We start from the raw sequence: 25,587 nt of genomic DNA, 5'->3' as shown, positions 1-25,587 counted from the left end.
ACTGCAATACCCCTTACTTCGGTCGGGGTTACCCCCACTATGCAGTTCCGGGGTGCCCACCACAAGGGAGTCAAAGATGGATTCTGCGTGCCCGTTCGGATGCCTCGAATTGGGCCCGGGGGCAGGGCGGGGCGCGGCAGTGTTATCGTCCCGGCACTGGAATTTGGCAACAGAGGCCTGCGAACCCATGAAGGTATGCATTGTTTCCGACAGCCATGACCGCGGCCCGATGCTGGCCCGCGCGATCGAGGCCGGTATTGTCGAGGGCGCCGAGGCGGTCATCCACTGTGGCGACGTGATCGGCGGCAATACGCTGCGGGCCTCGCTGAAGCTGGGTGTGCCGATACACGCGGTGCATGGCAACAACCTGGGGGACCCGGTCGCGATCTCGCGCATCGCCCATCAGTCCAACGGCCTGCTGCACTACTACGGGCTGGATGCCACGATCACCCTGGGGGGGCGCCGCATCTTCGTCACGCACTACCCCCATTACGCCCATGCGATGGCATGCACGGGTGACTACGACCTGGTCTGCTGCGGCCACAGCCACGAGACCGAGATCCGTCAGCAGCCGCATGTGCAGGATGGCTCCACCTGGGTCGTGAATCCCGGCACGGTCGCGGGTCTCGGCGCGCCCGAGGCGACCTGGGCGCTGGGGGATCTCGACCGCATGTCGTTCGAGATCCGGCCAACGCCGGAAGAGGCAGCAGCCGGAATCGAGTGACCCATCGGGGTTCCCTGGCGCCTCCCCGGCGCTGCGCCGCCCCGCGGTTTCGTCAGACGGGACCCGCTTGTCAGCGCGCCCATCTCAGGGCATCGTCTAGGTTCCCACCCTGGATGGAGAAATGCGATGACCGCAGAATTCCCGCACAAGCCCCTGCCATCGAGCAAGGCAGCTCCCGGAACCGGGCTTCAGCAGGTAACCGACGAGGAACCGCGGGTTACGCTGGCCTCCTCCGCGTTGTGTGTGCTGACCGACTTCCGCCGAGTGCCGGTGGCCACAATTGGTCCCGACGCGACCCTCGGTCAGGCGACGGAGCAGATGATTGCCAGGGGTGTGCGGTTGCTGATCGTGGTCGACGACGCGCGGCAGGTGCGCGGGTTGATTACGGCTCGCGATACGCAGGGGGAGCGCCCGATCCAGATGGTGAATGAGCGTGGTCTGCGGCATGAGGACCTCCGGGTCCGTGACCTGATGGCGCCCCTGGATGATGTGGATCTTCTGGACATGCAACGGGTGATGCAGGCGGACGTTGGCGACATCATCGCAACCCTGAAGGACTGGGGGCGTCAGCATGCGCTCGTGGGCCAGGCGGATCCGGCGACCGGCGAGACCCGCATCCGGGGCATGTTCTCGGCCACGCAGATTGGCCGCCAACTGGGCGTGTCGGTGCAGACCTTTGATGTCGCGCGGACCTTCGCCGAGATCCAGGCGGCATTGTCGAAGACCTACTGAGAACGCAAAAAGGTGGCGGGATCTCCCGCCACCTTTTCTGTTTCCGGGCTTTGACGCAGTCGAGCCCGGTTACTGATTGATGCTCTGGTAGTAGTCCATCAGGATCTCGGCCACCTCCGGGCGGGAAAACTCGGGCGGGGGTGCCTCGCCGCGGCCCAGCATCTCGCGCACCTTGGTGCCGGACAAGAGCACGAAGTCCTCCTTCGTGTGGTCGGGCGCATCACACATCATGACCACGCGGCCGAGCTTCTTCGAGAAGGCGGTGTGGTCCGCTCGGAAGATCTCGATCTCCAGTGCGTCGCTCGGGACCTCCGTGTCGAAGATGGTCTGGGCGTCGAACGGTCCGTAGTAGTCCCCAACCCCGGCGTGATCGCGCCCGATGATGAAGTGGGTCGCCCCCATGTTCTGCCGGAACAGCGCATGGAGCACGGCCTCCCGCGGGCCGGCATAAAGCATGTCGAAGCCGTACCCGGTGATCATCACGGTGTTCGGGGGGAAGTAGATCTCGGCCATCTTGCGAATGGCGGCGTCGCGCACCGGGGCCGGGATATCGCCGGGCTTCAGCTTGCCCAGCAGCATGTGGATCACCAGGCCATCGGCGCCCAGCTGGTCCAGTGCCATGCGGCATAGCTCCTCGTGAGCGCGGTGCATCGGGTTGCGGGTCTGGAAGGCCACCACCTTGTTCCAGCCGCGTTCCGCAATCTCGTTGCGGATCTCGACCGCAGTGCGGAAGGTGTCGGGGAAGTCATCCTGGAAATAGGAGAAGTGGAGCACCTGAATGGGGCCCGACACGCAGACGCGGCCCTCGCTGTTGAAGGCGGCCACCCCGGGGTGTTCCATGTCGGTCGTGCCGTAGACCTTCTGCGTCATGGTCTCCATCTGTTCGGGGGTGAACTCCTCGATGGCCTCGACTTCCTGGATGGCGAGTACCGGGTTCCCCTCCATGTTGGGATCGCGCAGGGCGATTCGCTTGGCCCCGCGGATGGCGTCGGCATTCTCCAACAGGTTTACCACCGGGACCGGGAAAAACAGGCCGCTGGTGGTCCGCATGTTCTCCGCGCAGCCCATTGCGTCTGCGACATTCATGAAGCCGGTCAGGGGCGTGAAATAGCCCCCTCCCATCATCACGGCGTTGCCGGCGGCCGCAGAGCTGATCACCACGGAGGGGAGGCTTTCGGCCTCTTTCAACAAGGCATGGTGTTGTTCGGGGTCGTAGACAAACAGGGGCTTCAGGGTGTCTGCACCGTGCGGTTTGATCATGGGGCTTTATCTCCTGCCGACGCTGGATGTGGACTGCATGGATTGGGCGGATTATCCCGCCGAGTGTCGTGCTCGGGCCGTACGTGGCCAGCCGGTCTGGTCGCCGGCCGTGCTGCAAGTCGACCCTGAACGTAGCACAAGATAGTCCATAAAGCGCCGGGTTACTTGACCCCTTGTCGGCCGCGTCTGGAGCGGCGCGGTTCATCAATCGGCTGCCGTTCGGTCCCAATGCGGGTTTCGTGGTTGATTAAAGGCTCTTGTGCTGGTCGCCACATTACCTTCCAGTCGCGCGACCGGCTTGTGGCGCGCAAAGCCCGTGAAAGCAGCTCCATAGATTAGCGTTTCCCTAAATAAGCATATGACCCCATACATTGAACTTATGTCTCGGCAAGCAAGTTTGATTTGAAGCACAAGATGGAGTTGGCACAGACTCGGTGGGCCAATTGGACACTCTGAGGAGGCCTGACGCCGTGATCACTAGTAATCCCTTTGCCGAACTGGCTGCGTTTATTCCACCAGCCGCAATGCAGTGGTATGTCGTGCTCATGGTCATTCTCGTGGCCGGCGGCACGATCCTCGACATGATGCACAAGAGGAGTGCCAAGTACTTTTTCGAGAACGCCAAGAAAGCCGAGAAGAATGCGAGCCGAAGCGTGAGCGGTGGCGAGAAATTCTCGCTGGCGATGCAGACCATCGGGAAAGAGGTCATCACCTCCGGCGAATTCAAGAATCCGACGCGTCGTGCCTCCCACCTCTTCACCATGTGGGGCTTTATCGTTTTCGTCGTCTCCTCCGCCGTGCTGATCTTTGGCTACGCGGCCGAGCCGGCCGCCGGCGTGTGGCCGCTCCTGTGGCACCTGGGCGCCTTGTCGCTCGCCTTTGGCGGCTACTGGTTCTGGTTTTTCATTCGTGTCGATGTCAATTCCGAAGGCCGTCGCTGGTACCAGCTGGTCCGCGCGGACCTGTTCATCGTGTCGCTGCTGGCGATGTCGACGTTCGCCATTCTGTGGTCGCTGACCCAGGGCGCAGGTGCCCTCGGCTGGCTCTTCTTCGTGCTCTTCCTCGCGGCTACCACGACCCTGTTCGCAACGGTCTACTGGTCGAAATTCGCGCACATGTTCTTCAAGCCCGCCGCGGCCTACCAGAAGCGCCTTACCCGGGCCGACGGCTCCGCCGAGAACCTTCCGACCCTTACGCGTGATGACCCCGAGCAGCAGCAGCGCCATTCCATGGAGTTGCTGCGCGACGCGCCGATGGAGATGGGGAAGGGTATCCAGCGTGAAGCGCCCAACCACTACTAAAGCCATTTACCCGAACATCAGCATCGATCGAGGACTACCATGCCAACTTTCGTATACATGACCCGTTGCGATGGCTGTGGATACTGCGTGGATATCTGCCCGTCAGACATCATGCATATCGACGAAACCACCCGTCGTGCCTACAACATCGAGCCCAATATGTGCTGGGAGTGCTTCTCCTGCGTGAAAGCCTGCCCGCACCACGCCATTGACGTGCGCGGCTATGCGGACTTCGCGCCGCTTGGGCACAGCGTACGCGTCGACCGCGACGAAGAGCGGGGAACTATCGCCTGGAAGATCAAGTTCCGCGATGGTCGCGAAAAGGAGTTCCTGTCGCCCATTACCACCAAACCCTGGGGCAAGCACATCCCGCAGCTGGCCGACGTTCCTGCGCCGGACAAGTCGATGAGGGACAGCCAGCTGCTGTTCAACGAGCCCAAGTACATCCGTATGGATGAGGGGGATCTGCACACGCTTGAGGCCGCCGGTCTCAAACTGAAAGAAGGGGTGTACTACTGATGGCCTACAAGACAATCGTCGAAGACAACATCGACATCTTGGTTTGTGGCGCCGGCCTGGGCGGCACGGGCGCCGCCTGGGAAGCCCGGTTCTGGGGCCAGGACAAGAAGGTCGTGATTGCGGAGAAGGCCAACATCGACCGCTCCGGCGCCGTGGCCCAGGGCCTGTACGCGATCAACTGCTACATGGGCACCCGCTGGGGCGAGAACAACCCCGAGGACCATGTTCGCTACGCGCGTATCGACCTGATGGGCATGGTGCGCGAGGATCTGCTGTTCGACATGGCGCGCCACGTGGATTCCACCGTGCACCAGTTCGAGGAATGGGGTCTCCCGCTGATGCGCGACCCGAAGACGGGCGCCTACCAGCGGGAAGGCCGCTGGCAGATCATGATCCACGGCGAGTCCTACAAGCCGATCGTGGCCGAGGCCGCCAAGAAGTCGGCCGATACGATCTACAACCGCATCTGCGTCACCCATCTGCTGATGGACGAGTCCAAGGAGAACCGGGTGGCCGGCGCCGTGGGCTTCAATGTGCGCACCGGCAACTATCACGTCTTCAAGTCGAAGACGGTAATCGTTGCTGCCGGCGGCGCATCGATGATCTTCAAGCCGCGCTCGGTCGGTGAAGGGGCGGGCCGTGTCTGGTACGCGCCCTGGTCTTCCGGCTCGGCCTACGGTCTGCTGATCAATGCCGGTGCCAAGATGACCCAGATGGAAAACCGCATCGTGCTGGCCCGCTTCAAGGATGGTTACGGCCCGGTCGGTGCCTACTTCCTGCATCTGAAGACCCGCACGCAGAACTGCAACGGCGAAGAGTACGAGTCCAAGTGGTGGCCGCAGCTGCAGGAGATGGTCGGCAAGGAGTACCTGGATCCGGAGGTCTCCCACCGGACCCATCGCCCGATCCCGACCTGCCTGCGCAACCACGCGTTCCTGAACGAGGTGAATGCCGGCCGTGGCCCGATCCACATGGTCACCATGGAGGCCTTCCAGGATCCGCACCTCGAAGAGGTGGGCTGGGAGAACTTCCTGGGTATGACCGTCGGCCAGGCCGTGCTCTGGGCCGCCACCGACGTGGACCCCAAGAACGAGAACCCCGAGCTGACCACCTCGGAGCCCTACGTGATGGGCTCGCATGCCACGGGCTGCGGAGCCTGGTGCTCCGGTCCGGAAGATGTTTCCCCGCCCGAGTACTTCTGGGGCTATAACCGCATGACCAGCGTCGAAGGCCTGTTTGGTGCCGGCGACGCCGTGGGCGGGACGCCACATGCGTTCTCCTCCGGTTCCTTCACCGAGGGCCGGCTGGCCGCGAAGGCTGCCTGCAAGTACATCGACGATGGCAAGGCCGACGGCATCCGCGTCTCCGATTCGCAGATCAACAAGCGCAAAGAGGAGATCTACAAGCCGCTCGAGCACTACAAGATCTATAGCAACGAGGTTGTGGCCGGTTCGGTCAATCCGAACTTCATCAACCCGCGCCAGGGTCTTGACCGCCTGCAGAAGCTGATGGACGAATACTGCGGCGGCGTGACGGTCAGCTACATGACCAACGAGAAGCTGCTCAATATCGGCCTGAAGAAGATGCACATCCTCGAAGAGGATCTGGACAAGCTGGCGGCGGAGGACATCCACGAGCTGCTGCGTGCCTGGGAGCTGAAGCACCGCGTGCGCACGGCCGAGAGCGTCTTCCAACACACGCTGTTCCGCAAGGAAACCCGCTGGCCGGGTTACTACTACCGAGGCGACTACATGAAGCTCGACGACAAGAACTGGCATCACCTGACCGTCTCTCGTCGTGACCCGAAGACGGGCGAGTACACCATGGAGAAGGCGCCGTGCTATCACCTGGTCGACAAGGACGAGGCCCCGGCCGAACCCGAGAAGGCGGAAGCCTAGGGTGCTAACGTGACGGGGTCGGGTGCGGCCCCGTCACCACGGCTGGCAAGCAGCGATGGCCAACGCGTTCGCGCGTTGGTCTTCTCTTTCAACCGTCACCCCTGGGGGTTTCAACATGACCAGTGCAGCTGGAGCACAGCCAATGCCGGAGACCTCGATGAACATCATCGATCACTCCGACGAGGAGATCCTGGAGATCGCCCATCCCATGTGGAGCGATCTGATCAAGTACTCGAACAAGGGCCAGTACGGCAAGTTCGTCCGCCGGTTCTCCTACCACCTGCTGTTCGGCCTTAACGAGGTCGAGGTGGGCAAGCAGTTCGCCCAGAGCGAGCTGACCCGCAACCTGAAAGATGACTGGGATTACCTCGGCATCATTCGCCGCGGCGAACATGTCACGGTCCTGTATCGGGTGCGCAGCACGAAGAAAGAAGGGGAGTGGCTCGGCCGCATGGTCCTCGGCTACGAGGAAGGCGAAGTGCGAATCTTCGGTGCGTCCATTTTCTAAGACAGCGGGACTTTGAATGACAGATGTAATCAAGGACAACAAGTACGTCGAGCTGAATTACCAGGTCATCGACGAGAAATCCGGCCAGGTCCTGACCGAGGTGGAGTTCCCCCTGGGATACGTGCACGGCGTCAATGAGGTCCTGTCGCCCAAGGTGATGGGCGAGCTTGAGGGCAAGGCGCAGGGCGAAACCATCGAGGTCCCCATCGATTGCAATGCGCTGTACGGCCCGCGCGACGAGTCCCTGGTGATCACGGAAGCGATCGAAAACGTGCCGGAGGAGTACCGCGAGCTCGGTACGGCGATCCTGATGGAAAACGATCGTGGCCAGACCAAGAATTTTCTGGTTACGCGGCTCGACGACAAGACGATCACCATTGATGGCAATAACCCGCTGTGTGGTCGGCAGGTGATTTTCAAACTGAATGTGTTGTTGGTGCGTGATGCCACTGCGGACGAAATCGAGCATGGTGGCAAGGTGGAGTCGGGCCCGGAAATCGACAGCGGACGAGCGGTGCCCATCGAGTGATGGGGCCGGTTTGCCCGGCCTTTCAGTATGTCTGGGGAGCGAGACGTTAATGTCCCATCCCCTCTTTTTCATCGAAGCGAGGTGAATGAACCATGAGCCAGGATACCGAGAAGAAACACCCGCAGGTCCCGGACGGCAAGTCCCGTTACCTGGTGACCCGCCAGATGCCGCCCAACGAAAAGGGCTTCGTCGGTTACGAGACGATCTGGGAGTCTTTCCAGAAAGAGGCGGAATACCAGACGCCGAAGCGCCCCTGAAGCCGGGAGTAGTCGATAGCCGCCCCTTCGAGACCGGGGGCGCTGCCCTGCCGTCCGCTCGCGATGTTTATCGCCGGCGGACGTTTTTGTTTTGGTAGGCCCCGGACGGACGGGCCGACGTTCGGAACCCGGGCCCGCCTCTTACGAGGGGGCGCGTTCCGCTCCCTCCGGCGGCGCCTGCAACTCCGACGGTCGGCCCGGCTGGGCCATGCGGTCCGGATTGGCCCAGCGCATCAGGGCGAGGGCCAGCAGGATGGTGGGGATGCCAATGAGCGCGGAGCTGGCAAAGAACCAGAACCAGCCCAGGTGCTCGGCGAATACGCCGGTAAATCCGGCCAGGAACTGACCCGGGAGGGTCATGATCGAGCTGAACAGGGCGTACTGGGTCGCGGTGTAGGCCGAGTTGGTCAGGCTGGAGAGATAGGCGATGAACACCGAGATCGCCATCCCGCCGGAGAGATTGTCGGCCATGATTGCGAACACCAGACCGTAGGTTTCCGGGCCCAGGGTCGCCAGCCAGGAGAAGGTCAGGTTGGTAGCCGGCGCCAGGATGGCGGTGGCGATCAGCATGCGCATGATCCCGAAACGCACGACCAGCAGTCCGCCCAGGGCGGCCCCCGTCAGCGTCATCGCCAGCCCGAAGGCCGCGGCGATGTTGGCGATCTCGTCCTTGGTGAAGCCCAGGTCGAGATAGAACGGGTTGGCCATCACCCCCATGAAGATGTCGCTGATGCGGAAGATCGCGATGAACGCGATCACCAGCAGGGCGATTCGTCCGAAGCGCTGCCAGAACTCCACGAACGGGCATACCACTGCGCCGATGAACCAGGCCTTGAAGTCCCGCCAGAGGCCGGTGTCGGCGGTGTTGTTGATGTAATGCACCACGCGTTGTTCGAGCCGGGCGGTCTGTGCGTCGCGGGTGGCCACCTCGGGTTCGCGCACGATCAGGGTGCATACGACCCCGACCAGCATCAGCGCCGCCATAGCCATATAGGACAGGCTCCAGCTGCCGGCGGCCGCAATATGCAGCGCCCCCGCCCCGGCCGTCAGCAATGCCACGCGATAGCCGAAGACATAGGCTGCGGCCATCGCGCCCTGGCGCTCCTGGCTGACCGCCTCGATGCGGTAGGCGTCGATCGCGATGTCCTGGGTCGCGGCACCAAAGGCGGTCAGTACCGCCCAGACCGCGACCAGCCAGAGCTGTTCGGTGGGGTCGGTAAAGGCGATTCCGAACAGCCCCAGCATGATGGTCGCCTGCGCCGCCAGCATCCAGGCCCGCCGTCGCCCGAAGATCCGGGTCAGCAGCGGTAGCCGCATCCGGTCAACGATGGGAGCCCACAGCACCTTGATGCTGTAGGCCATGCCCACCCAGGAGAGGAAACCGATGGAGGCCAGTTCGACCCCGAGGTCGCGCAGCCAGGCGGTGAAGGTGCCGCCGGTCAGCAGTAGCGGGAGTCCGGCGGCAAAACCGAGGAACAGCATGCCCACCACCCGCGGGTGGCGGTAGACGGCCAGCGCCTCGCGCCAGTCGCGGTTTGGCCGGTTCTGCGACTCGGCAGCCGTGCTCACGAAGAGGCCCGCGAACGACGATCAGGGGGTGTAGTCATAGTCGATCCAGAACGGGGCGTGATCGGAGTAGCGGTCGTCCGTATGGATGTACGGGGCCCGCGCGGTCTCCGCGATGCCGGGGGTGGCAATCTGGTAGTCGATGCGCCAGCCCACGTTCTTCGCCCAGGCCTGGCCGCGATTGGACCACCAGGTGTACTGCTCGGGGCGGTCGTCCAGCCGCCGGAATACATCCACCATCCCGATCTCGTCGAACAGGTGATCCAGCCAGGCCCGCTCCTCGGGCAGGAAGCCCGAGTTCTTCTGATTGGATTTCCAGTTGCGCAGGTCGATCTCCTTGTGGGCGATGTTCCAGTCGCCGCAGATCACCCACTCGCGCCCGTCCTGCATGCGCTCCGCCAGCCAGGGCCGGAAGAAGTCCAGAAACCGCCACTTCGAATCCTGCCGGTGGTCCCCCGAGGAACCCGAGGGCAGGTAGAGCGACACCACGGACAGGTCCCCGAAGCGCATCTCCACGTAGCGGCCCTCGTTGTCCGCCTCCTCGAAGCCAATGCGCGTGATCACCTCGTCCGGCTGACGCCGGCTGTACAGGGCCACGCCACTGTAGCCGGGCTTGACCGCATCCACATAGGCGCAGTGGTAGCCGGGGGGATGGAAAGGCTCGCCCTGAATCTGGTGAATCTGGGCCTTGGTCTCCTGGATGCAGACCACGTCGGCCTCGGTCGTCGGGAGCCAGTCGAAGAAGCCCTTTCGGGCGGCGGCACGGATGCCGTTGGCGTTCATCGAGAGTATGCGCATGGCCGGGAACGATACCGGCGCGCGCGCGTGCAGGAAAGGGCTGGCATGATGAATCCAGCCCCGCCTGTGTCAGAATACGGCGTTTTCCGACCGGAGCCCCACGATGACCGCCCATGCCTTTCTCGACTATGCCCTGGAACGCGATGTCCTGCGCTTTGGCGAGTTCACACTGAAGTCGGGGCGGGTAAGCCCGTATTTCTTCAATGCCGGCCTGTTCAACCGCGGCTCCGATCTCGTACGCCTGGGCGAGTTCTATGCACAGGCGATCGTCGATTCCGGCGTCTCCTTCGACCTGGTCTTTGGTCCGGCGTACAAGGGCATCCCGCTGGCTGCGGCCGTCACCGAGGCGCTGTACCGCGACCACGAGATGGACCGGCCCTGGGCCTTCAACCGCAAGGAGGCCAAGGACCATGGCGAGGGCGGCAACATTGTGGGGGCACCGCTGGCCGGGCGCGTGCTGATCGTGGACGACGTGATCACCGCCGGCACTGCCATCCGCGAATCGGTGGAGCTGATCCGCGCGGCGGGCGCCACGCCGGTGGCGGTGGCCATTGCCCTGGATCGCGAAGAGCGCGGCCGCGGCGAGCGTTCGGCAATTCAGGAGGTCGAGGACGAGTTGGGCCTGGAGGTCGTGCGCGTGGCTCGGCTGGGGGACCTGGTGCAGATGCTGGAGCAGACCGGCCGCGCCCCTGAGCACCTCGAGGCCCTGCGCGCCTACCGCGCCGAATACGGGGTCTGACTGGCTCAGGAAGAGCCTTCTTCCGAGCGTCCCAGACGCTCCAGGCGGCGCTGCAGTTCCAGGGCCCGCAAGCGGTATCCGCGTGCGGCCTCGAACTCGGGGTCGAGCTCCAGCGCCTTGTCCCACAGGGCAATCGCCTCGTCCAGGTCCTGGTTGCGATAACGCTGGATGGCGGCCGAATGCAGCTCGTCCTTGCGCTGTTCGCGCAGTTCCTCGCGCGCCTCCCGGGCCTTGGCGCGCCCGGAGTCGGCCTCCAACGCCCGGTCGTAGGCGGCCAGCGCGGCCTCGGGGTCACCCGCATCCCGCGCCGCGTGCCCGTGCCGCTCCCAGTAGCGGCCGTCCACCGTGCGTTCCAGCTCGTCGAGTCGTTGCCCCCGAAGGCCATTGCCGGCCTGTGCACGCGCCTGTCGCACCCCGTCGCGCGCCTCTTCGTAACGCCCCGCCTCCAGGTCGGCCTCGATCGCGCGCAGGTAGGCCTCTTCGTCGTCCTGTCCGCCCAGGGCGGTCAGCTGGTCTTCGAGTCCCTCCGCATTGGCAGCCGGTACCTCGCGCGCGGCGCTCTGCGGTATGCGCAGGCGCTGGCCGGCCAGTAGCCGCGACGGGCGCTCGATGTCGTTGTAACGCGCGAGGATCAGGAAGCGGTTGGCATCACCCAGGTACTGCCGGGCCAGCTGGCCCAGTGTCTCGCCCGGCTCGACAGTGTGCGTGAAGTAGGCCGAGCCCAGTTCCTCGCGCGGGTCCGCATCCAGCTGCGCGCGCAGGCTGCGCGCGACCCGGTGCCCGGGCTCGCCCTTCAGGAATCGGTCCAGGGCCGGGGCTGCCCGTTCGATGTCCCCCTCTTGCAGGGCCTCGATGATCTGCGCGATGGTCAGGTCCTCCGCTGGCGCGGGGCCTTCTGCAGCGGCCTCTTCTGACACCTCGGGCGCCTCGGTGGCCGGTTCATCTCCTTCGACTCCCAGCATTGCACAGCCGGTCAGCAGGGCGACGAGGGGCAATGCTGCCCCGACAGCAAGACGCGTCATGTTCAGTCCAGAGGCCAGAAGAGGATTGCAAGGACGGCGAGCAGGAGCAGGGCCCCCAGCAGTAGCGGCCGGATGGCGGCACGCAGGTGGCGCCGAGCCGGGGTGGTCATGGCCTGTGCACGCCAGGCGGCGATGGCCACATTGTCGCCATGCACGCCGCCGCGCTGTGCCGCGCGGGCGGCCGTCTGCGTACAGGCGGCCTGAAGATCCGGCTGACTCATCCATTGAGCACTTTCCTCGGGGTCCAGCTGTTCCCAGTACCCATCGGAGCACAGCAGGAAGCGGCTATCGGGCGTTAGCGAGGCCTCGCCATGTTTCACCCGGATCGGATCGACCACGCCCAGGGCCTGCAGGAGCTGGTTCTGTTCCGGGTGGGTTGCCATGTCTTCTTCGCGGATCTCGCCGGCATCCGCCAGCGCCTGCACCCGCGTGTGGTCCCGCGTGCGGGCGATCAGGCGCTCCCCCTCGAAGTGATACAGACGGCTGTCGCCGCAGTGGGCCCACCAGGCCCGCTCCGGCCCGACATACAGCGCCACCAGCGTGGTCCCGGATTGTTCGCCGGGTGCCGCGCCGGGGTTGTGCAGGGCGGCCTGGGCCTCGCGAAAGAGGCGCTCCAGGAGTGCCGCCGGGTCCTCCGGGCGACCGTCGCAGTCGTGCCACAGGCGCTCGGCGGTGGCGATGGCCATCCGGGCTGCCTGAGCGCCGTCCGCGTGCCCGCCCATGCCGTCCGCGACGACCAGCAACGCGCACCGGGTATTCGGGCAGGTCCATACACCGGCTGCGTCCTGCTGCTCGCGCCGCCCGCCGATTTCCTTGGCTACCGCGGTCTCCATCCCCTGTTGTCCCCGCACCTGGCTCCGAGACCATCATGGCCCAGGCGACGGGTCGCTGTCAGCGCGAGAGGGCGTTTCCTACCCGGTGGCGCCGATCCAGAAGTCGATGGAGCGGCCGAGGAAGTCGTCCCAGGTCATGTAGTGGGAGCCGTCGCAGGAGAAAGTCAGGCTGACCATGCCGTTGAACAGGTTCACCGAGGCCGAGCGCAGGTAGATGGTCTCGTCGGCAAAGCGCAGGGCCTTGAGCCCTTCGAGCACGCGGCCCACGGACTCTTTCGGGATCAGCGCTTCCTCCGGGTAAGGCTCGTGGGGAAAGGCGAGGCAGACATCGGGGTCGGCCAGGGATTCATGGGTCAGGATGCGGTAGCGGTAGGGGTCCTCCGTAGTCCAGAGCGTCGCCCGCGAGCTGGAGAAGTGGAACACGCCCTGGAATACGCCGCGCTCGGTGAACAGCTCTTCCAGGATGGCCAGCGCGGTGTCGATGTGCTGGTCCATCAGGCTCTCGGTGCGGCTCTGCAGGAACAGGGTACCGCGGATGGACGGGTCGCCCTTGATCTGGCGCCACTCGTTCGGTTCCTCGTAGAGATCCTCCGACAGATCCGGCAGGTTGCGCAGGTCGAAATCCGCGCCGAGGAACCCGAGAGCCGTGCCGTTCTCGTCGCGCACCAGCTGTAGCGAGGTGAGCGAAGGGCGGCGTCCGAGCAGGCTGATGTAGGCCTCCGACAGCAGGAAGCCCTCGGCTGGCACCGCCTCCTTCATGTAGGGGCGCTGCGAGCGGTCGCGACCGAAGTGCTCCGGCAGCACGCCGCTGCGCGAGATGTTGTCGGATAGCTGGATGCCCTCGGTGTTCAGGGCATAGACAAACGTGGCTTCCGGGATCTGCCGGATCGCCTCTTCCAGGATCGAATCCAGTGCCTCGCGTCGCGGCCAGGCCTTGCTTATACGGGCTGCGATTTCGGCCAGCGGCTCCTGTAGCCGGGCTTCCAGATATTCGCGCTGGTGCTCGATGGCTTTTTTCAGTTCCGTCATGGTGCGCTGTCGTCTCTTTTCGGTGCGGCGTGATTATCTCTGATCGAACATGTCGCTGTCGTGAAGCCCTCGGCATGGGGCACTCCTGACCCCTCTCGTGGTCCCAGCAGGAACCGTGCCGAATAAGGGGTGTCCGATGGCCGCCAGCGTTGTCCAGAGTTCGGGCCTGCGCCCCGCCTGCCGTGAGGACCTGGGGGCGATCAATCAGCTGGTCGCCGAGGCGATCGAGGACTGGCCCTTGCCGGAGCGGGTACGCCGGCTGGCACTGCCGGCCTATCGCTACACCGAGGCCGATCTGATGTTCCTGGACGCCGTCGTGCGGGAGGAGGCCGGACAGGTGGTCGGTGTGGCGACCTGGGAATCGGTAGGTGCCCGCGACCTGCCCGAGGGCGTGACGGCGGGTCTGTTGCTGCACGGCCTGTACGTGGCCCGCACCGCCCGTGGTACGGGTGTCGGACGGCAACTGGTAGTGGCCTGCCAGGAGGCCGCCCGCGCTGCGGATGTAGACGGGGTGCTGGTCAAGGCGCAGACGTCGGCGGCCGGCTTTTTCGCCCGGGTCGGCTTCCAGTCGGTGCCGGTACGCGATCGGGACCGGGACTTCGAGCAGCGCTACTGGTGGCCGCTCGAAGCCGGCGCATGAACGCGCGGGGCGCCTGGATCAGTCCTGGCGGTTGTCACGGCTTCGGCGGCGCAGCCACCAGCCGACAATGCCCCCGCCGACCATAGCGAGCAATACCAGTCCTGCCACATGTTCCGGGGCGCTCAGGTAGTGCAGCAGAGAGAAGCCGTCGCCATGGCCGTGCCCCGGGTGGGCGAGGGCGGGGCTGCTGGCGAGCGCGAGGAATGCGGGAATCAACGGGCGCATCGACATCGTGGGTTTCTCCTGACTGAACCGTGAGTTTCACCATAACGTCCGGCGGGCGCCGCCGTCATGCCCGTCATCCCGTGTCTCTGTCAGACTCCATCGGGCGGTTTCAGTGGTCCCTCAGCAGATGCGGGGCAACTGCTCGCCGGCTGGCAGGATCACCCGGCGTTCCACGCCGGTCGCGAGGCGTCGGATGACCGCGGGCTCGCCCGCCTCGGCCTGGCCGATGGCGACGGCACCGGCCGTCTCCGGTCGTGATCGCAGTACGCTCAGGGCGTGTTCGGCCGCGGGTTCCGGCACGGCGGCCAGGAAGCGGCCCTCCGAGGCGCTGTGCAGCGGGTCCAGCCCGAGGATCTCGCAGGCCCCGCGCACGTCCTCGCGCACCGGGATGGCTGCGTCGTCCAGCACCAGGCGGCAGCCGGAGGCGTCCGCCAGTTCCTGCAGCGCAGCCACTGTGCCGCCGCGGGTGGGGTCGCGCAGGGCATGCACGGGCACGTCGGCTGCCAGCAGCGCGGCCACTGCCCCGGCGACCGGGGCGCTGTCGCTGGGGATCGGCGGGTCCAGCCCCAGACCCTCGCGCGCGGCCAGGATGGCGACGCCATGCCGGCCCAGATCGCCGCTGGCCAGCAGCACGTCTCCCGGCCGTATCGCATCCGGTGCGATCCGCACCCCCTCCGGCACGACGCCCACGCCACTGGTGTTGAGATAGGCCCCGTCGCCGCGTCCGGCCTCGACTACCTTGGTGTCGCCGGCCATCACCTGCACACCACATTCTTCGGCAGCCGCGCTTACGGAGGCGAGGATGCGCCGCAGATCCTCCAGTGGGAGCCCCTCCTCGAGGACCAGGCCCAGCGTCAGCCACAGCGGCCGCGCCCCGGCCATCGCCAGGTCGTTGACCGTGCCGTGTACCGCGAGGCGGCCGATGTCGCCACCGGGGAAGAACAGCGGCCGCACCACGAAGCTGTCGGTGGTTAGGGCCAGGCGTCCGCCCGGTGCGTCGAGCACGGCCGCATCGGGGGCCCCGCGGGCCGGGCTGCCCAGCGCCGGCAGGATCACCTCGTCCAGCAGCTTCGCCTGCAGCCGGCCCCCGCCCCCATGCGCGAGGCGGACCACCTCCGTGGTCATGCCCCGCCCCGGTAGTGCAGGTAGGCGGCACAGGCCCCCTCGGAGGACACCATCGGCGCGCCCAGCGGGGTGTCCGGGGTGCACGCGCGGCCGAAGGCGGGGCAATCGGTCGGTCGGCGCAGCCCGCGCAGCACCTCGCCGGCGATGCAGGGCCTGTCCGCCCCGGTCGCGGGGGCCGCGATCCCGAAACGCGCGACGGCATCGAAGCGGGCGTAGGCCGGGCGCAGGCCCAGCCCGCTGGTGGGCAGGCGGCCCATGCCGCGCCACTCGCGTTCCACCGGCTCGAATACGCGGGCGACCGCATCGCGGGCGGCCGCGTTGCCGTCATCGCGGGCGGCCCGGTCGTAGCGGTTCTCGACCCGGGCCTCGTCGCGTTCCAGCTGCTCCACACAGGCCCGGATCCCGGCCAGCAGGTCCACCGGCTCGAAGCCCGTCACCACGATGGGCACCCGGAAACGTTCGGCCATCGCCTGATAGGCCGCGGCCCCCTCCACGGTGCAGACATGCCCGGCGGCCAGAAAGCCCTGGATGCGGTGGGCCGGGTCCGTCAGCAGGGCCTCCATCGCCGGCGGCACCAGCGAGTGCGAGACCAGCAGCGACAGGTTGGACAGCCCCAGGGCCTCGGCCTGCAGTACCGTGATCGCGGCGGCCGGGGCGGTGGTCTCGAAGCCCACCGCCAGCAGCACCACCTCGCGCTGCGGGTGTTCGCGCGCCAGGGCGACCGCATCCAGCGGCGAGTAGATCACGCGCACGTCCCCGCCGGCCGCGCGCGCGGCGTTCAGGTCGCCCAGCGCACCGGGCACGCGCAGCATATCGCCGAAGGTGCACAGCATCACCTCCCGGCGGCGGGTCAGCAGTACGGCCTGGTCCAGGGTCTCGGTCGGGGTCACGCAGACCGGGCAGCCGGGCCCGTGGAGCAGCTCGACCGAGCCCGCCAGCAGGTCGTCCAGCCCGTGGCGCAGGATCGCGTGGGTCTGGCCGCCGCAGACCTCCATCAGCGTCCAGCGCCGGGTGCAGGCCGCGCGGATCGCCTCCGCCTGCTGCAGGATCAGCGCCGGGTCGCGGTATTCGTCCAGGTGCCTCACGGGCCCTCCGGGGTGGGCGGCTCGTGTTCGGGGATCGCGCGCAGCGCCGCCAGGGTGCGTTCGGCCGCGGCCTCGTCGATGGTGGCGATCGCGATGCCGGCATGCACCAGCACGTAGTCGCCGGGCCCGGCCTCCGGGGTGCAGGCGAGCGACACCGTGCGCGCAACCCCGCCGAATCGGACCTGCGCCTGGCGGAACAGCGGGTCGTCGCCCTCCACCGCGTCGATAAGGCCGGGGATCGCAAGGCACATGGGTCAGTCTCCTCCTTCCGGTCGGGCCGGGTGTGCGGCGTGGCGCGCGACCACCGCCTGGCCCAGCGCCAGTCCACCATCGTTGGGCGGAACGGCCTGTGGCCACAGCGGGTGAAAGCCGGCGTCCCGCAGGGCCGCCACGCAGCATTGCAGCAGGTGCCGATTCTGGAAGCATCCGCCGGTCAATGCCACGGTCTCGCGCCCGCCCGCCCGTGCGGCGGCGACCGCGAACCGCGCCAGCGCGACATGCAGCTGCGCGGCGATCCCCCCGGGGGATGCACCGGCCGCCTGCGCCGCCAGCAGGGCGGCGATCAGCGGGCCCCAGTCCGCCTGCCAGGGCATCGCGTTATCCAGCACCAGATCCGGGGCATCCGCTGCTCTCGGTGAGGCCTCCGCCGCCTGCTGCACGAGCATCGCGGCCTGCCCCTCGAAGCCGGCACCGGTGCGCAGCCCGGTCAGGGCCGCCACCGCATCGAACAGCCGCCCGACGCTGCTGGTCCAGGGCGCATTGACCCCGCGATCCAGGGCGCGGAGCAGGGGTGCCCACTCGGCATCGCTAAACAGCGCCCGGACCGGGCTGGCCGCCAGGGCCGCCGTATCGCCCGCGAAGTGCGCATGCAGCAGCCCGAGCAGCGCGCGTCGCGGCTCGCGGATCGCGGCCTCGCTCCCCGGCAGGCGGAACGGGCGCAGGTGACCCAGACGCTGCCAGTCGCCATCGGCGCCCACGGTCAGGCACTCGCCCCCCCAGAGCGTCCCGTCGGCACCCAGCCCCGCGCCGTCCCAGATCAGCGCCAGAGCCGGGGCCTGCACCCCGTGCTCGGCCAGGCAGGCCGCGGCATGGGCGTGGTGGTGCTGCACGGGGAAGACCGGCACGCCCGTGCCCTCGGCGAGCGTGGTGGAGGCATAGTCCGGGTGCCGGTCGCAGGCGATGCGTTCGATCTGCACGCCGCAGAGCCCGGCCAGCGCGCGGGCCTCGCTGTCGAGGCGGCGCAGGGCCGCATCGCTGTCGAGGTCGCCGACATGGGCGCCGACCACGGCCTCGCGGTCCAGGGCCAGCGCCGGTGCCGCCTTCAGGTGGCCGCCCAGCGCCAGCGTGACCGGGCCGGGCTGCGGCAGCGGGATGCGCAGGGGCAGGGCTCCCCGTCCCAGGCGCAGACACTGCGGCTGTCCGGCCGCGAACTGGAACACGCTGTCGTCCAGCGGCCGCGCAATGGGCCGGTTATGGTCGAGGATGGCATCCGCGATCCCGCCCAGCCGGGCCACCGCCTCCTCGCCGTCGATACAAAGCGGTTCGCCGCTGCGGTTGCCGGAGGTGCAGACCAGCGGGGTGCCCAGCGCGTCCAGCAGTAGGTGGTGCAAAGGTGTGGCTGCCCGCATCAGGCCGAGGCGATTCAGCCCCGGGGCGATGTTCCCGGCCAGTGGCGCGCCCGGCTCGCGATCCACCAGCACGATCGGGGACTCCGGGCTGTCCAGCAGTGCCCGTTCCGCAGCGCATACATGGGCCAGACGCCCCAGCCAGTCGCCGTCCGGCAGCAGCACCGCCAGCGGCTTTTCCGGGCGTTGCTTGAGCGCGCGCAGGCGGGCGATGGCCTCTTCGCGGGTGGCGTCCGCCAGCAACTGGAACCCGCCTGGGCCCTTCAGAGCCAGGATCTGCCCCGCACGCAGGGCCGCCACAGCGGCATCCAGTGCCGCATCACCGGTGACCTGTTCGGCGCCGTCCGGCCCGCGCAGCACGAGCCGGGGTCCGCAGTCCGGGCAGGCCATCGCCTCGGCATGGAAGCGCCGATCCCCGGGGTTCTCGAACTCCGCCCGACAGGCCGGGCATAGCGGGAAGTCAGCCAGGGTGGTGTGGACACGATCCCAGGGCAGCGCGGTCGTGATGCTCCAGCGCGGGCCGCAGGCAGTGCAGGCGATGAACGGATAGCGGTAGCGCCGCGATCCCGGATCGCGGATCTCGGCCAGGCAGTCAGGGCAGGGGGCACGGTCCGGGGCCAGGGCGGGGGCACCGCCCCGGTTCGGCCCCGCGGTGACCCGGAAACTGGCCGCGCCAGTCGGGATTACGGGGCTGACAGAGATGCCATCGATCCGCGCGGCCACCGGCGCCTCCTGCACCAGTGCCGTACGAAACGCATCCAGGCTGGCCGCGTCCCCCTCGGCCTCGATCACCACGCCCGCGGGCGTGTTGCCGACCGTCCCGGTCAGCGCCAGGCGTTTTGCCAGCGCCGCGACGAATGGCCGGAATCCCACGCCCTGCACCCGGCCGGTGACGACCAGGCGCCAGTGCTCCCGCGCCGGGGTGCGTGTCGTGGCCGTGTTCACGCCACGTCCAGGCTCCGCAGCAGGATCTGTTGCGCCTCGGGGTGGGTCTCGTCATCCGAGGTCTCTACCTCCAGCTCGGCGCCCTCGGCCAGCGTGCCGCGGGTGCCATCCTCGAAGTGCTCGCGGAAGTGCTCCGGCGTGATGTGCGACAGCGCGCCCAGCCACACCCGCACCCGGGTCACCCGCTCGGCGTTATTGTCCGCCGCCACATGCTCGATCTTGCGCATCAGGTCGGCCATCAACGAAAACTCGTGCATCTCGACTCCTTGGGAAACACGGATTAATGGACACACTCGCGCTCGAGTCGCTTTTGCGTGCGAACAAGGCGCGGTGACTGCTGTGCAGTCATTCTGCACAAGGGAACCGCAACAGTGTGTCCATTAATCAGTGTTTCCCTTGGGTTCGGTGCGCCAGCGCAGTCGGTGTCAACCTCAAGCTTCCTCCAACCCGGGGGTGCGCTCAACCGCACAGGCGCGGATGTTTTCCGGGACTGAATTTTCGCTGTCCCGTATGGCGTCTCTGGTGCGCCTGCCCGTCGTGCGCGAGGCTGTGCATCCAGGTCACAGACCCCTTCCGCCGGAGACGCCCATGCACATCCACCTCGATACCCCGGACCTGATGACCCGCGTGCGCCTCGAATCCCGCTGGCGCTCGGCCGGGGCCACGGTCACCAGTGGCGATGGGGCCGAGCGCCCCGATCTGGTGGTGGTCGACCTGGCGACCCGCGACGTGGACACCGTGGCCAACTGGCGCGAACGCTGTCCCGATGCCTCCATCCTGGCCTTTGGCCCCCACGTCGAAGGCGCGATGCTGAAGGCCGCGCGCCAGGCGGGAGCCGACGCGGTCGTGGTGAGAGGCAAGGTCGCCGACCGCGTGACCCAGCGGATCGAGGAAGCCGTGTCGTAGCCGCCTCATGCCCCGCCAGCAGAGCAGCCAAAGGCCTGGCAGGGTACCGTGGTTCTGGACGCGCCCTTCAGGGCACGTATCCTGCAGGGGCTCCAAGCGGGATGCCGGCGCCTTCCCAGCCAGCGGACGGGCAGGTTGCCCGAGAACCTCGGCCTTGTTCCGTCCCCGATGACGGCCCGTTGCATACAACGAAACAAAGGGAGCTATTGATGGGCCTGGGTGTGGGACTGGTGGTGCTGGCGGCCTTCTTCTGGGGGCTGTCCGGCGGGATTGGCGGCATCCTCATGGCCGAGGGATGGGATGCCTTTGTGGTCTCGTTCTACCGCGGGGCCATTGGTCTCTTGTTTGTGCTGGTGTGGCTGGCCTGGCGCCCGGGTGGCAGCGGGCTGGGGAGTGGCCGGATGTGGTTCTGGTCGGCCGTGGCCGGTCTGGGCGTGGCCGGTAACTTCGCGTTCTACTTTCTCAGCATCGCGCATGGCAGTGTGGCGGTTGCCGCCACGCTGATGTACTGCGCCCCGGTGTTTGTCTACATCATCTCTTTCGCTCTGAAGCTGGAAACCCCCACCACGCTCAAGCTGGTGGCCATCGCGATGGTCATGGTCGGCATCGTCCTGCTCACCCAGATCTACGACACCGGAGCCGGCGGCGTGACGCTCATCGGTGCCGGTGCCGGCCTGCTGGCGGGCCTGTCCTACGCGATCTTCATTTTTGGCTTCAAGTACGCGGGCCAGCATGGCAGCCCGCAGGCGATCCTTACGATTGCCTTCGGCGTGCTGGTGATCCTGCTGATGCTGCCGGGCGACAACACGCAGATGGCCGCAGTCCTGACTACCACGGACTGGCCGCTGTTCGCCGCGCTGGGCGTGTTTGGAGCGGGCCTGTCGTTCGCGTTCTACATCAACGGGCTCCGGACGACCGCGCCCGCCGTGGCCTCTATCGTGGCGATGATCGAGCCGGTCACCGCCACGCTGTTCGGGGTCGTGATCCTGCACGAAAGCCTGGCAATCGTTCAGATCATCGGGATGGCCCTCATCCTCGTCACGGTCACCGCCCTCAGCGTCTCCTCCCGCGCGACCCCGCCCGCGCCCGAACGGGACCGCGTCTCGGAGTGAGTCCGCTTCCGCGCCCCAGGGGCGCCTCCAGGGTTCCCGCAGACGCCCATCGGCCCGAGAGTCGGTCAAGCGGGTGGCGCGACAGCCGCGCAGCCCCGGCATGGGGCGGTCGGGATTGTTTTCCTGCTGCTCCGCGCCTAAATTCGCGTGAATCTGACCATCAGGATACGACCCAATGAACGGAAGTCTCGACGAGAAGCTTGAACCCATTTATCAGGAAGTCCTGCACCGCAACCCGGGCGAGACGGAGTTCCACCAGTCGGTACACGGCGTGCTGGATACGCTGGGCCCGGTCCTGGTGAAGTACCCGGAATTCGCCGAGCTGAAGATCATTCAGCGGATCTGCGAGCCCGAGCGCCAGATCATCTTTCGTGTCCCCTGGCAGGACGACCGCGGCGAGCTGCACATCAATCGTGCGTTCCGCGTGCAGTTCAACAGTGCCCTGGGGCCGTACAAGGGAGGCATTCGTTTTCACCCGTCGGTATACCTGGGGATCATCAAGTTTCTGGGCTTCTCGCAGGTGTTCAAGAATGCCCTGTCCGGACTGCCGATCGGTGGCGGCAAGGGTGGCAGCGACTTCGATCCCAAGGGCCGCTCCGACGCGGAGATCATGCGCTTTTGCCAGAGCCTGATGACCGAGATGTACCGCCACCTGGGCGAATACACAGACGTCCCCGCGGGCGACATCGGTGTGGGCCAGCGCGAGGTTGGCTACATGTTCGGGCAGTACAAGCGCCTGACCAACCGCTTCGAGTCCGGCGTATTCACCGGCAAGGGTCTGGACTGGGGCGGCAGCCGTGCTCGCACCGAGGCCACCGGCTACGGGGCCGTATTCTTCACCGAGGACATGCTCAAGGCCCGCAATGACTCGCTGGACGGCAAACGCATGGTGATCTCCGGGGCCGGCAACGTGGCCATCTATGCGACCCAGAAGGCCCAGCAACTGGGCGCCCGGGTGGTTGCCTGTTCCGACTCGCGTGGGGTGCTGCTCGATGAGAACGGTCTGGACCTGGAGCTGGTCCGCCAGATCAAGGAACGCGAGCGTGGCCCGATCAGTGCTTATGCCGAGCGCAAGAAGGGCGCGAAGTACACCGAGAACGGCTGTATCTGGGATATCCCCTGCGAAGTGGCCCTGCCCTGTGCCACGCAGAACGAACTGACCGGCAAGAATGCCAAGACGCTGGTCGAGAACGGCTGCATTGCGGTGGCCGAGGGCGCCAACATGCCGGTCACGCCGGAGGGCATCCAGACCTTCCGCGAGGCCGGAATCGCCTTCGGGCCCGGCAAGGCGGCCAACGCCGGCGGTGTGGCCACCAGCGCCCTGGAGATGCAGCAAAACGCCAGCCGGGATTCGTGGACCTTCGAACACACCGAGGCCCGCCTGCAGGAGATCATGTCCAACATCCACCGGACCTGCCACGAGACGGCCGAGGAGTACGGCGCACCCGGCAACTACACGGTGGGTGCCAACATCGCCGGTTTCGTCAAGGTGGCGCGCGCCATGGAGGCGCTGGGTCACATCTGAGCCAGGGAATGCCAGTACCGCCCGGGGCTTCACGCCGCGGAGTCCTGGTGCGGTCGTGAGGGGTGCGCCGAGCCGTCCGAGCGGGCACGCGCGATTAATTCAGTGTCTCCCCCGGGTCCGTCCTCGGTCGAATGGCTGTGGGCTTCTCAATCGACCTCGTCGTTCGGAGCCCATTCCTCCGCTTCGCCCGAATGATGAAATTATTCGCCTGGCCAGTGCCCTAAGCCTTGGCTATACAAGAGTAATTACTCATACAGCGAGGTCAGGGCCATGGACATCAAATCAGCCATGCACCGCGGAGTGGAGTGGTGCGCTCCGGATACGTCCATCATCGAAATCGCAAAGCTCCTGCGCGAGAAGGATATTGGCGCAGTCCCGATTGGCGAGAACGATCGCCTGATCGGCATGCTGACCGATCGTGACATCGTCTGCCGTGGCATCGCCGAGGGCAAAGAGATGGCGTCCCTAACGGCGCGTGATGTCATGACAGCGGGGATCATCTACTGCTTCGAGGACGATGACCTCGAACACGCCGTACACCTTATGGAAGAGCGCCAGATCCGCCGTCTGCCGGTTATGAACAAGGACAAGCGGATGGTGGGCATGCTGTCCCTCGGAGACATTTCCCACTCGGCCACCCACGAGCTTTGCGGCGAGTTTGCGGCTGCGGTTTCCGCACACCATTAGGGAAACCTGGGGTGCCAACCCCACAAGCCATTGCCAGCAGGCGCCCGGCCGCCCGTTGTTGACGAAAACGGGCGCGCCCGATGCTGCGGTTCCGTTGTGCTGGCGGATCCTCTTGGGCTACCGCCTGCCAGGCCCGTGAGCCCGGGTCCGGCCTCTCGTTCGCAGGGCATCGTGGAGCCCCATTGCAACGCCGAAACCGCGCCTCCAAGCGCCTGAACGTCGTCGTGGCTGTGCATTCTCGTCCCCGTTCAGCCGGTTGCCGAACTCCAACCCCGGTTCGTCCGGTTAGCGGTTCCTGCGACACTGGAGCAAAAGGCCCCGAAGGCCATGTCGGGGCCATTCGCGAGGGGGTTCGCTGGTGACGCCACTGTTCCACCCCCATCTGGTCAACGGACCCTGCGGCGACCCGGCGCTCTATATCGACTGCCTGTTCCAGCGCCGCGCGCTGTTGTTCGACCTTGGCGAGATGAGTCGCCTGCCTCCGCGCCGGGTCCTGCGCCTGTCGGACGTGTTCGTCTCGCATGTCCATATGGACCATTTCATCGGCTTCGACACCCTGTTACGGCTGCTACTGGGCCGCGATGCGCACCTGCGGCTGTACGGACCGCCGGGTCTGATCGAACGTGCCGGCCACCACCTGCAGGGTTACACCTGGAATCTGCTGCACCACTTCGCGACCGAACTGGTGTTCGAGGTAACCGAGTTCGGCGCCGATGGTCGCCATGCCCGCGCACGGTTTCGTTCCGGCGATAGCTTTCGCCGCGAGGACGCCACTCCGCCGGCACCCGACGATGGCGTACTGCTCGACGAACCCGGCTTCCGCATCCGTGCGGTGCACCTGGATCACGGCATCCCCTGTCTCGGTTTTGTGCTGGAGGAGAAGACCCACATCAACGTCTGGCGCAACCGACTCGAGGCCCTCGGCCTGCCGACCGGTCCGTGGCTCGCGCACCTGAAGCGCCTGGTGCGGGAGCAGGCGGCGGACGACACCCTGGTGGAGGTCGCCTGGCACGACCGCCACGGCGAGCATCGGCGCGAACTCCCGCTCGGGCGCCTGCGCCGGGAGGTACTGCAAGAGACTCGCGGGCAGAAGATCGCCTACGTGACCGATGTCGCCTTCCACGAGGCCAACCGCCGCGCCATTGTGGAACTGGCCCGGGACGCGGACCTGTTCTACATCGAGGCCCCGTTCCTCCACGCCGCGGGACAGCGTGCCGCCACCACGGCCCACCTGACCGCGCGTCAGGCGGGTCAGCTGGCCCGCGAGGCCGGTGCGCGGCGGGTCATCCCGTTCCACTTCTCCCCTCGCCACAGCGGCGATGAATCCCTGCTGGAGGCCGAAATCCTCGCCGCGTTCGAGGGACGCTGACAGTGCTTCGGGCTCCAGACTGTCGCCGGCGGGTCACCTTGACCCGCCATTTGGCCACCATAGCCGGCCCTCCAAGGTCCTGAGCGGTCTCCATATCGCGTCTTTCGCCAGCACGTTCAATCAGTTCGAGTGCTGTGACCCTGCTCTGTTGGTGCACGGAGGTTGCCCGTGCACGGCCGCCGCGAGGTCGTCGGTGATTCGGGAGACGGCTGAGGCAATGGACTCGCGGACCTCGTGCGAGAGATCGGCGGCGTCCTTGAGGCACGTCGGTTCGATGCCGTGGACGATGAGGGTGTCCGGCAGCTCGCCCAGGGAGCGGGCCAGTTCGACGGCCTCGGCGAGGCCGATGCCGTGGGAGGAGTAGCGGGCGCCGCGCGGCAGCGGCTCGCGGGCGTCCAGGCGGTGGAGTGTGCCGGGGGCGGCGCCGGTGACGATGGCGTCCACGAGGATCACCGGATCATGGCCCTGCCACAGCTCCATCAGTTCGGCGGGTTCGCCGTGGCTTTTCGCGGTGGCGAGGCCCGGGGTGTCGACCAGCGCGTCCACCACCGCGTGGCCGATGCCGTCGTCGCCGCGCCAGGGGTTGCCGATGCCGATGACCAGCGGCCCCTTGTGCGCGCGATCCATG

Annotated in this window: 28 protein-coding genes; 15 read left to right on the top strand and 13 right to left on the bottom strand. The window is 66.7% G+C overall.

Annotation, left to right across the window (positions count from 1 at the left end):
* The first annotated feature begins 187 nt into the window (after positions 1-187).
* A complete protein-coding gene (locus F791_RS0105325) occupies positions 188-724 on the top strand; it encodes a metallophosphoesterase family protein (RefSeq protein ID WP_012981476.1) in 537 nt (178 codons plus the stop codon).
* Between the two features lie 126 nt (positions 725-850).
* Positions 851-1,456 carry a CBS domain-containing protein gene (locus F791_RS0105320; RefSeq protein ID WP_019592282.1) on the top strand — a complete coding sequence of 202 codons (606 nt, stop codon included), beginning with the start codon at positions 851-853 and terminating at the stop codon, positions 1,454-1,456.
* A 69-nt stretch (positions 1,457-1,525) separates the two neighbouring features.
* Here F791_RS0105320 and sat read toward each other — a convergent pair whose 3' ends face one another.
* Positions 1,526-2,716, bottom strand: coding sequence for a sulfate adenylyltransferase (sat, locus tag F791_RS0105315; RefSeq protein WP_018139791.1), 1,191 nt, complete (start codon positions 2,714-2,716; stop codon positions 1,526-1,528).
* A gap of 524 nt (positions 2,717-3,240) precedes the next feature.
* Between sat and F791_RS0105310 the strand changes: the two genes are divergently transcribed.
* The 6 genes from F791_RS0105310 to F791_RS13765 all read left to right on the top strand — a co-directional run bounded on the left by F791_RS0105310 (position 3,241) and on the right by F791_RS13765 (position 7,728).
* The gene (locus F791_RS0105310; RefSeq protein ID WP_018139792.1) at positions 3,241-4,017 is read left to right on the top strand and encodes a hypothetical protein; all 777 of its coding nucleotides are present in this window, start codon (positions 3,241-3,243) and stop codon (positions 4,015-4,017) included.
* Between the two features lie 39 nt (positions 4,018-4,056).
* Positions 4,057-4,536, top strand: a complete 480-nt coding sequence (gene aprB / locus F791_RS0105305) for an adenylyl-sulfate reductase subunit beta (RefSeq protein WP_038038494.1) — start codon at positions 4,057-4,059, stop codon at positions 4,534-4,536.
* A complete protein-coding gene (aprA, locus tag F791_RS0105300; RefSeq protein WP_018139794.1) occupies positions 4,536-6,434 on the top strand; it encodes an adenylyl-sulfate reductase subunit alpha in 1,899 nt (632 codons plus the stop codon). Before aprB ends, aprA begins: the two co-directional genes overlap by 1 nt.
* 157 nt (positions 6,435-6,591) lie before the next feature.
* On the top strand, positions 6,592-6,942 hold the full coding sequence (locus F791_RS0105295; RefSeq protein ID WP_018139795.1) for a hypothetical protein: 351 nt from the start codon (positions 6,592-6,594) through the stop codon (positions 6,940-6,942).
* A 16-nt stretch (positions 6,943-6,958) separates the two neighbouring features.
* A complete protein-coding gene (locus F791_RS0105290; RefSeq protein WP_018139796.1) occupies positions 6,959-7,471 on the top strand; it encodes a peptidylprolyl isomerase in 513 nt (170 codons plus the stop codon).
* 92 nt (positions 7,472-7,563) lie between these two features.
* Positions 7,564-7,728 carry a hypothetical protein gene (locus F791_RS13765; protein ID WP_018139797.1) on the top strand — a complete coding sequence of 55 codons (165 nt, stop codon included), beginning with the start codon at positions 7,564-7,566 and terminating at the stop codon, positions 7,726-7,728.
* A 141-nt stretch (positions 7,729-7,869) separates the two neighbouring features.
* On the opposite strand, the gene F791_RS0105280 is transcribed toward F791_RS13765, so the two are convergent.
* The gene (locus tag F791_RS0105280) at positions 7,870-9,297 is read right to left on the bottom strand and encodes an AmpG family muropeptide MFS transporter (RefSeq protein ID WP_019592280.1); all 1,428 of its coding nucleotides are present in this window, start codon (positions 9,295-9,297) and stop codon (positions 7,870-7,872) included.
* A 21-nt stretch (positions 9,298-9,318) separates the two neighbouring features.
* A complete protein-coding gene (locus tag F791_RS0105275; protein WP_018862862.1) occupies positions 9,319-10,092 on the bottom strand; it encodes an exodeoxyribonuclease III in 774 nt (257 codons plus the stop codon).
* 103 nt (positions 10,093-10,195) lie between these two features.
* Here F791_RS0105275 and pyrE point away from each other — a divergent pair, with 103 nt between their 5' ends.
* On the top strand, positions 10,196-10,831 hold the full coding sequence (pyrE, locus tag F791_RS0105270) for an orotate phosphoribosyltransferase (protein ID WP_018139800.1): 636 nt from the start codon (positions 10,196-10,198) through the stop codon (positions 10,829-10,831).
* A gap of 5 nt (positions 10,832-10,836) precedes the next feature.
* On the opposite strand, the gene F791_RS0105265 is transcribed toward pyrE, so the two are convergent.
* The 3 genes from F791_RS0105265 to F791_RS0105255 all read right to left on the bottom strand — a co-directional run bounded on the left by F791_RS0105265 (position 10,837) and on the right by F791_RS0105255 (position 13,715).
* Positions 10,837-11,793 carry a tetratricopeptide repeat protein gene (locus F791_RS0105265; RefSeq protein WP_019592279.1) on the bottom strand — a complete coding sequence of 319 codons (957 nt, stop codon included), beginning with the start codon at positions 11,791-11,793 and terminating at the stop codon, positions 10,837-10,839.
* A 62-nt stretch (positions 11,794-11,855) separates the two neighbouring features.
* Positions 11,856-12,686 carry a PP2C family serine/threonine-protein phosphatase gene (locus F791_RS0105260; RefSeq protein WP_018139802.1) on the bottom strand — a complete coding sequence of 277 codons (831 nt, stop codon included), beginning with the start codon at positions 12,684-12,686 and terminating at the stop codon, positions 11,856-11,858.
* Positions 12,687-12,764: 78 nt separating this feature from the next.
* Entirely contained in the window at positions 12,765-13,715 is a 951-nt protein-coding gene (locus F791_RS0105255) for a PDC sensor domain-containing protein (protein ID WP_018139803.1), read from the bottom strand.
* 136 nt (positions 13,716-13,851) lie between these two features.
* Here F791_RS0105255 and F791_RS0105250 point away from each other — a divergent pair, with 136 nt between their 5' ends.
* Positions 13,852-14,355 carry a GNAT family N-acetyltransferase gene (locus tag F791_RS0105250; RefSeq protein WP_018175104.1) on the top strand — a complete coding sequence of 168 codons (504 nt, stop codon included), beginning with the start codon at positions 13,852-13,854 and terminating at the stop codon, positions 14,353-14,355.
* A gap of 18 nt (positions 14,356-14,373) precedes the next feature.
* Here the strand turns inward: F791_RS0105250 and F791_RS0105245 are convergent, their stop codons facing one another.
* From F791_RS0105245 to F791_RS0105220, 6 genes are all read right to left on the bottom strand, one after another.
* Positions 14,374-14,586, bottom strand: a complete 213-nt coding sequence (locus F791_RS0105245; RefSeq protein ID WP_018175105.1) for a hypothetical protein — start codon at positions 14,584-14,586, stop codon at positions 14,374-14,376.
* Positions 14,587-14,700: 114 nt separating this feature from the next.
* Entirely contained in the window at positions 14,701-15,705 is a 1,005-nt protein-coding gene (gene hypE / locus F791_RS0105240) for a hydrogenase expression/formation protein HypE (protein ID WP_018175106.1), read from the bottom strand.
* Complete coding sequence (gene hypD, locus F791_RS0105235) at positions 15,702-16,790, bottom strand: hydrogenase formation protein HypD (protein WP_019592278.1); 1,089 nt, start codon at positions 16,788-16,790, stop codon at positions 15,702-15,704. Before hypD ends, hypE begins: the two co-directional genes overlap by 4 nt.
* Entirely contained in the window at positions 16,787-17,041 is a 255-nt protein-coding gene (locus F791_RS0105230; RefSeq protein ID WP_018139808.1) for a HypC/HybG/HupF family hydrogenase formation chaperone, read from the bottom strand. The genes hypD and F791_RS0105230 overlap by 4 nt, the downstream gene beginning before the upstream one ends.
* 3 nt (positions 17,042-17,044) lie before the next feature.
* Positions 17,045-19,360, bottom strand: a complete 2,316-nt coding sequence (gene hypF / locus F791_RS0105225) for a carbamoyltransferase HypF (RefSeq protein WP_019592277.1) — start codon at positions 19,358-19,360, stop codon at positions 17,045-17,047.
* A complete protein-coding gene (locus tag F791_RS0105220) occupies positions 19,357-19,617 on the bottom strand; it encodes a hydrogenase maturation nickel metallochaperone HypA (protein ID WP_018139810.1) in 261 nt (86 codons plus the stop codon). The genes hypF and F791_RS0105220 overlap by 4 nt, the downstream gene beginning before the upstream one ends.
* A gap of 331 nt (positions 19,618-19,948) precedes the next feature.
* Between F791_RS0105220 and F791_RS0105215 the strand changes: the two genes are divergently transcribed.
* The 5 genes from F791_RS0105215 to F791_RS0105195 all read left to right on the top strand — a co-directional run bounded on the left by F791_RS0105215 (position 19,949) and on the right by F791_RS0105195 (position 24,959).
* Positions 19,949-20,266: a hypothetical protein gene (locus F791_RS0105215; RefSeq protein ID WP_019592276.1), complete on the top strand. Its 318-nt coding sequence runs from the start codon at positions 19,949-19,951 to the stop codon at positions 20,264-20,266.
* Between the two features lie 209 nt (positions 20,267-20,475).
* Positions 20,476-21,378 (top strand): DMT family transporter, encoded by a 903-nt coding sequence (locus F791_RS0105210; protein ID WP_018139812.1) that lies wholly within the window; start codon positions 20,476-20,478, stop codon positions 21,376-21,378.
* A gap of 175 nt (positions 21,379-21,553) precedes the next feature.
* The gene (gene gdhA, locus F791_RS0105205) at positions 21,554-22,903 is read left to right on the top strand and encodes an NADP-specific glutamate dehydrogenase (protein WP_019592275.1); all 1,350 of its coding nucleotides are present in this window, start codon (positions 21,554-21,556) and stop codon (positions 22,901-22,903) included.
* Positions 22,904-23,173: 270 nt separating this feature from the next.
* Complete coding sequence (locus F791_RS0105200) at positions 23,174-23,590, top strand: CBS domain-containing protein (RefSeq protein ID WP_018175115.1); 417 nt, start codon at positions 23,174-23,176, stop codon at positions 23,588-23,590.
* 358 nt (positions 23,591-23,948) lie between these two features.
* Complete coding sequence (locus F791_RS0105195; protein WP_018993387.1) at positions 23,949-24,959, top strand: MBL fold metallo-hydrolase; 1,011 nt, start codon at positions 23,949-23,951, stop codon at positions 24,957-24,959.
* 120 nt (positions 24,960-25,079) lie between these two features.
* Here the strand turns inward: F791_RS0105195 and F791_RS0105190 are convergent, their stop codons facing one another.
* Positions 25,080-25,586: a hydrogenase maturation protease gene (locus tag F791_RS0105190; protein ID WP_018993388.1), complete on the bottom strand. Its 507-nt coding sequence runs from the start codon at positions 25,584-25,586 to the stop codon at positions 25,080-25,082.
* Between the last annotated feature and the right edge of the window lies 1 nt (position 25,587).

Source organism: Thioalkalivibrio sp. ALRh (assembly GCF_000381425.1).
Lineage (GTDB): Bacteria > Pseudomonadota > Gammaproteobacteria > Ectothiorhodospirales > Ectothiorhodospiraceae > Thioalkalivibrio.
This window is presented reverse-complemented; position numbering and strand designations above follow the sequence as displayed.

Bases quoted from the DNA above. Each gene is read 5' to 3' on its own strand.
- F791_RS0105325 (WP_012981476.1), top strand. From the start codon at position 188: ATGAAGGTATGCATTGTTTCCGACAGCCATGACCGCGGCCCGATGCTG.
- F791_RS0105320 (WP_019592282.1), top strand. From the start codon at position 851: ATGACCGCAGAATTCCCGCACAAGCCCCTGCCATCGAGCAAGGCAGCT.
- sat (WP_018139791.1), bottom strand. From the start codon at position 2,716: ATGATCAAACCGCACGGTGCAGACACCCTGAAGCCCCTGTTTGTCTAC.
- F791_RS0105310 (WP_018139792.1), top strand. From the start codon at position 3,241: ATGCAGTGGTATGTCGTGCTCATGGTCATTCTCGTGGCCGGCGGCACG.
- aprB (WP_038038494.1), top strand. From the start codon at position 4,057: ATGCCAACTTTCGTATACATGACCCGTTGCGATGGCTGTGGATACTGC.
- aprA (WP_018139794.1), top strand. From the start codon at position 4,536: ATGGCCTACAAGACAATCGTCGAAGACAACATCGACATCTTGGTTTGT.
- F791_RS0105295 (WP_018139795.1), top strand. From the start codon at position 6,592: ATGAACATCATCGATCACTCCGACGAGGAGATCCTGGAGATCGCCCAT.
- F791_RS0105290 (WP_018139796.1), top strand. From the start codon at position 6,959: ATGACAGATGTAATCAAGGACAACAAGTACGTCGAGCTGAATTACCAG.
- F791_RS13765 (WP_018139797.1), top strand. From the start codon at position 7,564: ATGAGCCAGGATACCGAGAAGAAACACCCGCAGGTCCCGGACGGCAAG.
- F791_RS0105275 (WP_018862862.1), bottom strand. From the start codon at position 10,092: ATGCGCATACTCTCGATGAACGCCAACGGCATCCGTGCCGCCGCCCGA.
- pyrE (WP_018139800.1), top strand. From the start codon at position 10,196: ATGACCGCCCATGCCTTTCTCGACTATGCCCTGGAACGCGATGTCCTG.
- F791_RS0105265 (WP_019592279.1), bottom strand. From the start codon at position 11,793: ATGCTGGGAGTCGAAGGAGATGAACCGGCCACCGAGGCGCCCGAGGTG.
- F791_RS0105260 (WP_018139802.1), bottom strand. From the start codon at position 12,686: ATGGAGACCGCGGTAGCCAAGGAAATCGGCGGGCGGCGCGAGCAGCAG.
- F791_RS0105255 (WP_018139803.1), bottom strand. From the start codon at position 13,715: ATGACGGAACTGAAAAAAGCCATCGAGCACCAGCGCGAATATCTGGAA.
- F791_RS0105250 (WP_018175104.1), top strand. From the start codon at position 13,852: ATGGCCGCCAGCGTTGTCCAGAGTTCGGGCCTGCGCCCCGCCTGCCGT.
- F791_RS0105245 (WP_018175105.1), bottom strand. From the start codon at position 14,586: ATGTCGATGCGCCCGTTGATTCCCGCATTCCTCGCGCTCGCCAGCAGC.
- hypE (WP_018175106.1), bottom strand. From the start codon at position 15,705: ATGACCACGGAGGTGGTCCGCCTCGCGCATGGGGGCGGGGGCCGGCTG.
- F791_RS0105230 (WP_018139808.1), bottom strand. From the start codon at position 17,041: ATGTGCCTTGCGATCCCCGGCCTTATCGACGCGGTGGAGGGCGACGAC.
- F791_RS0105220 (WP_018139810.1), bottom strand. From the start codon at position 19,617: ATGCACGAGTTTTCGTTGATGGCCGACCTGATGCGCAAGATCGAGCAT.
- F791_RS0105215 (WP_019592276.1), top strand. From the start codon at position 19,949: ATGCACATCCACCTCGATACCCCGGACCTGATGACCCGCGTGCGCCTC.
- F791_RS0105210 (WP_018139812.1), top strand. From the start codon at position 20,476: ATGGGCCTGGGTGTGGGACTGGTGGTGCTGGCGGCCTTCTTCTGGGGG.
- gdhA (WP_019592275.1), top strand. From the start codon at position 21,554: ATGAACGGAAGTCTCGACGAGAAGCTTGAACCCATTTATCAGGAAGTC.
- F791_RS0105200 (WP_018175115.1), top strand. From the start codon at position 23,174: ATGGACATCAAATCAGCCATGCACCGCGGAGTGGAGTGGTGCGCTCCG.
- F791_RS0105190 (WP_018993388.1), bottom strand. From the start codon at position 25,586: ATGGATCGCGCGCACAAGGGGCCGCTGGTCATCGGCATCGGCAACCCC.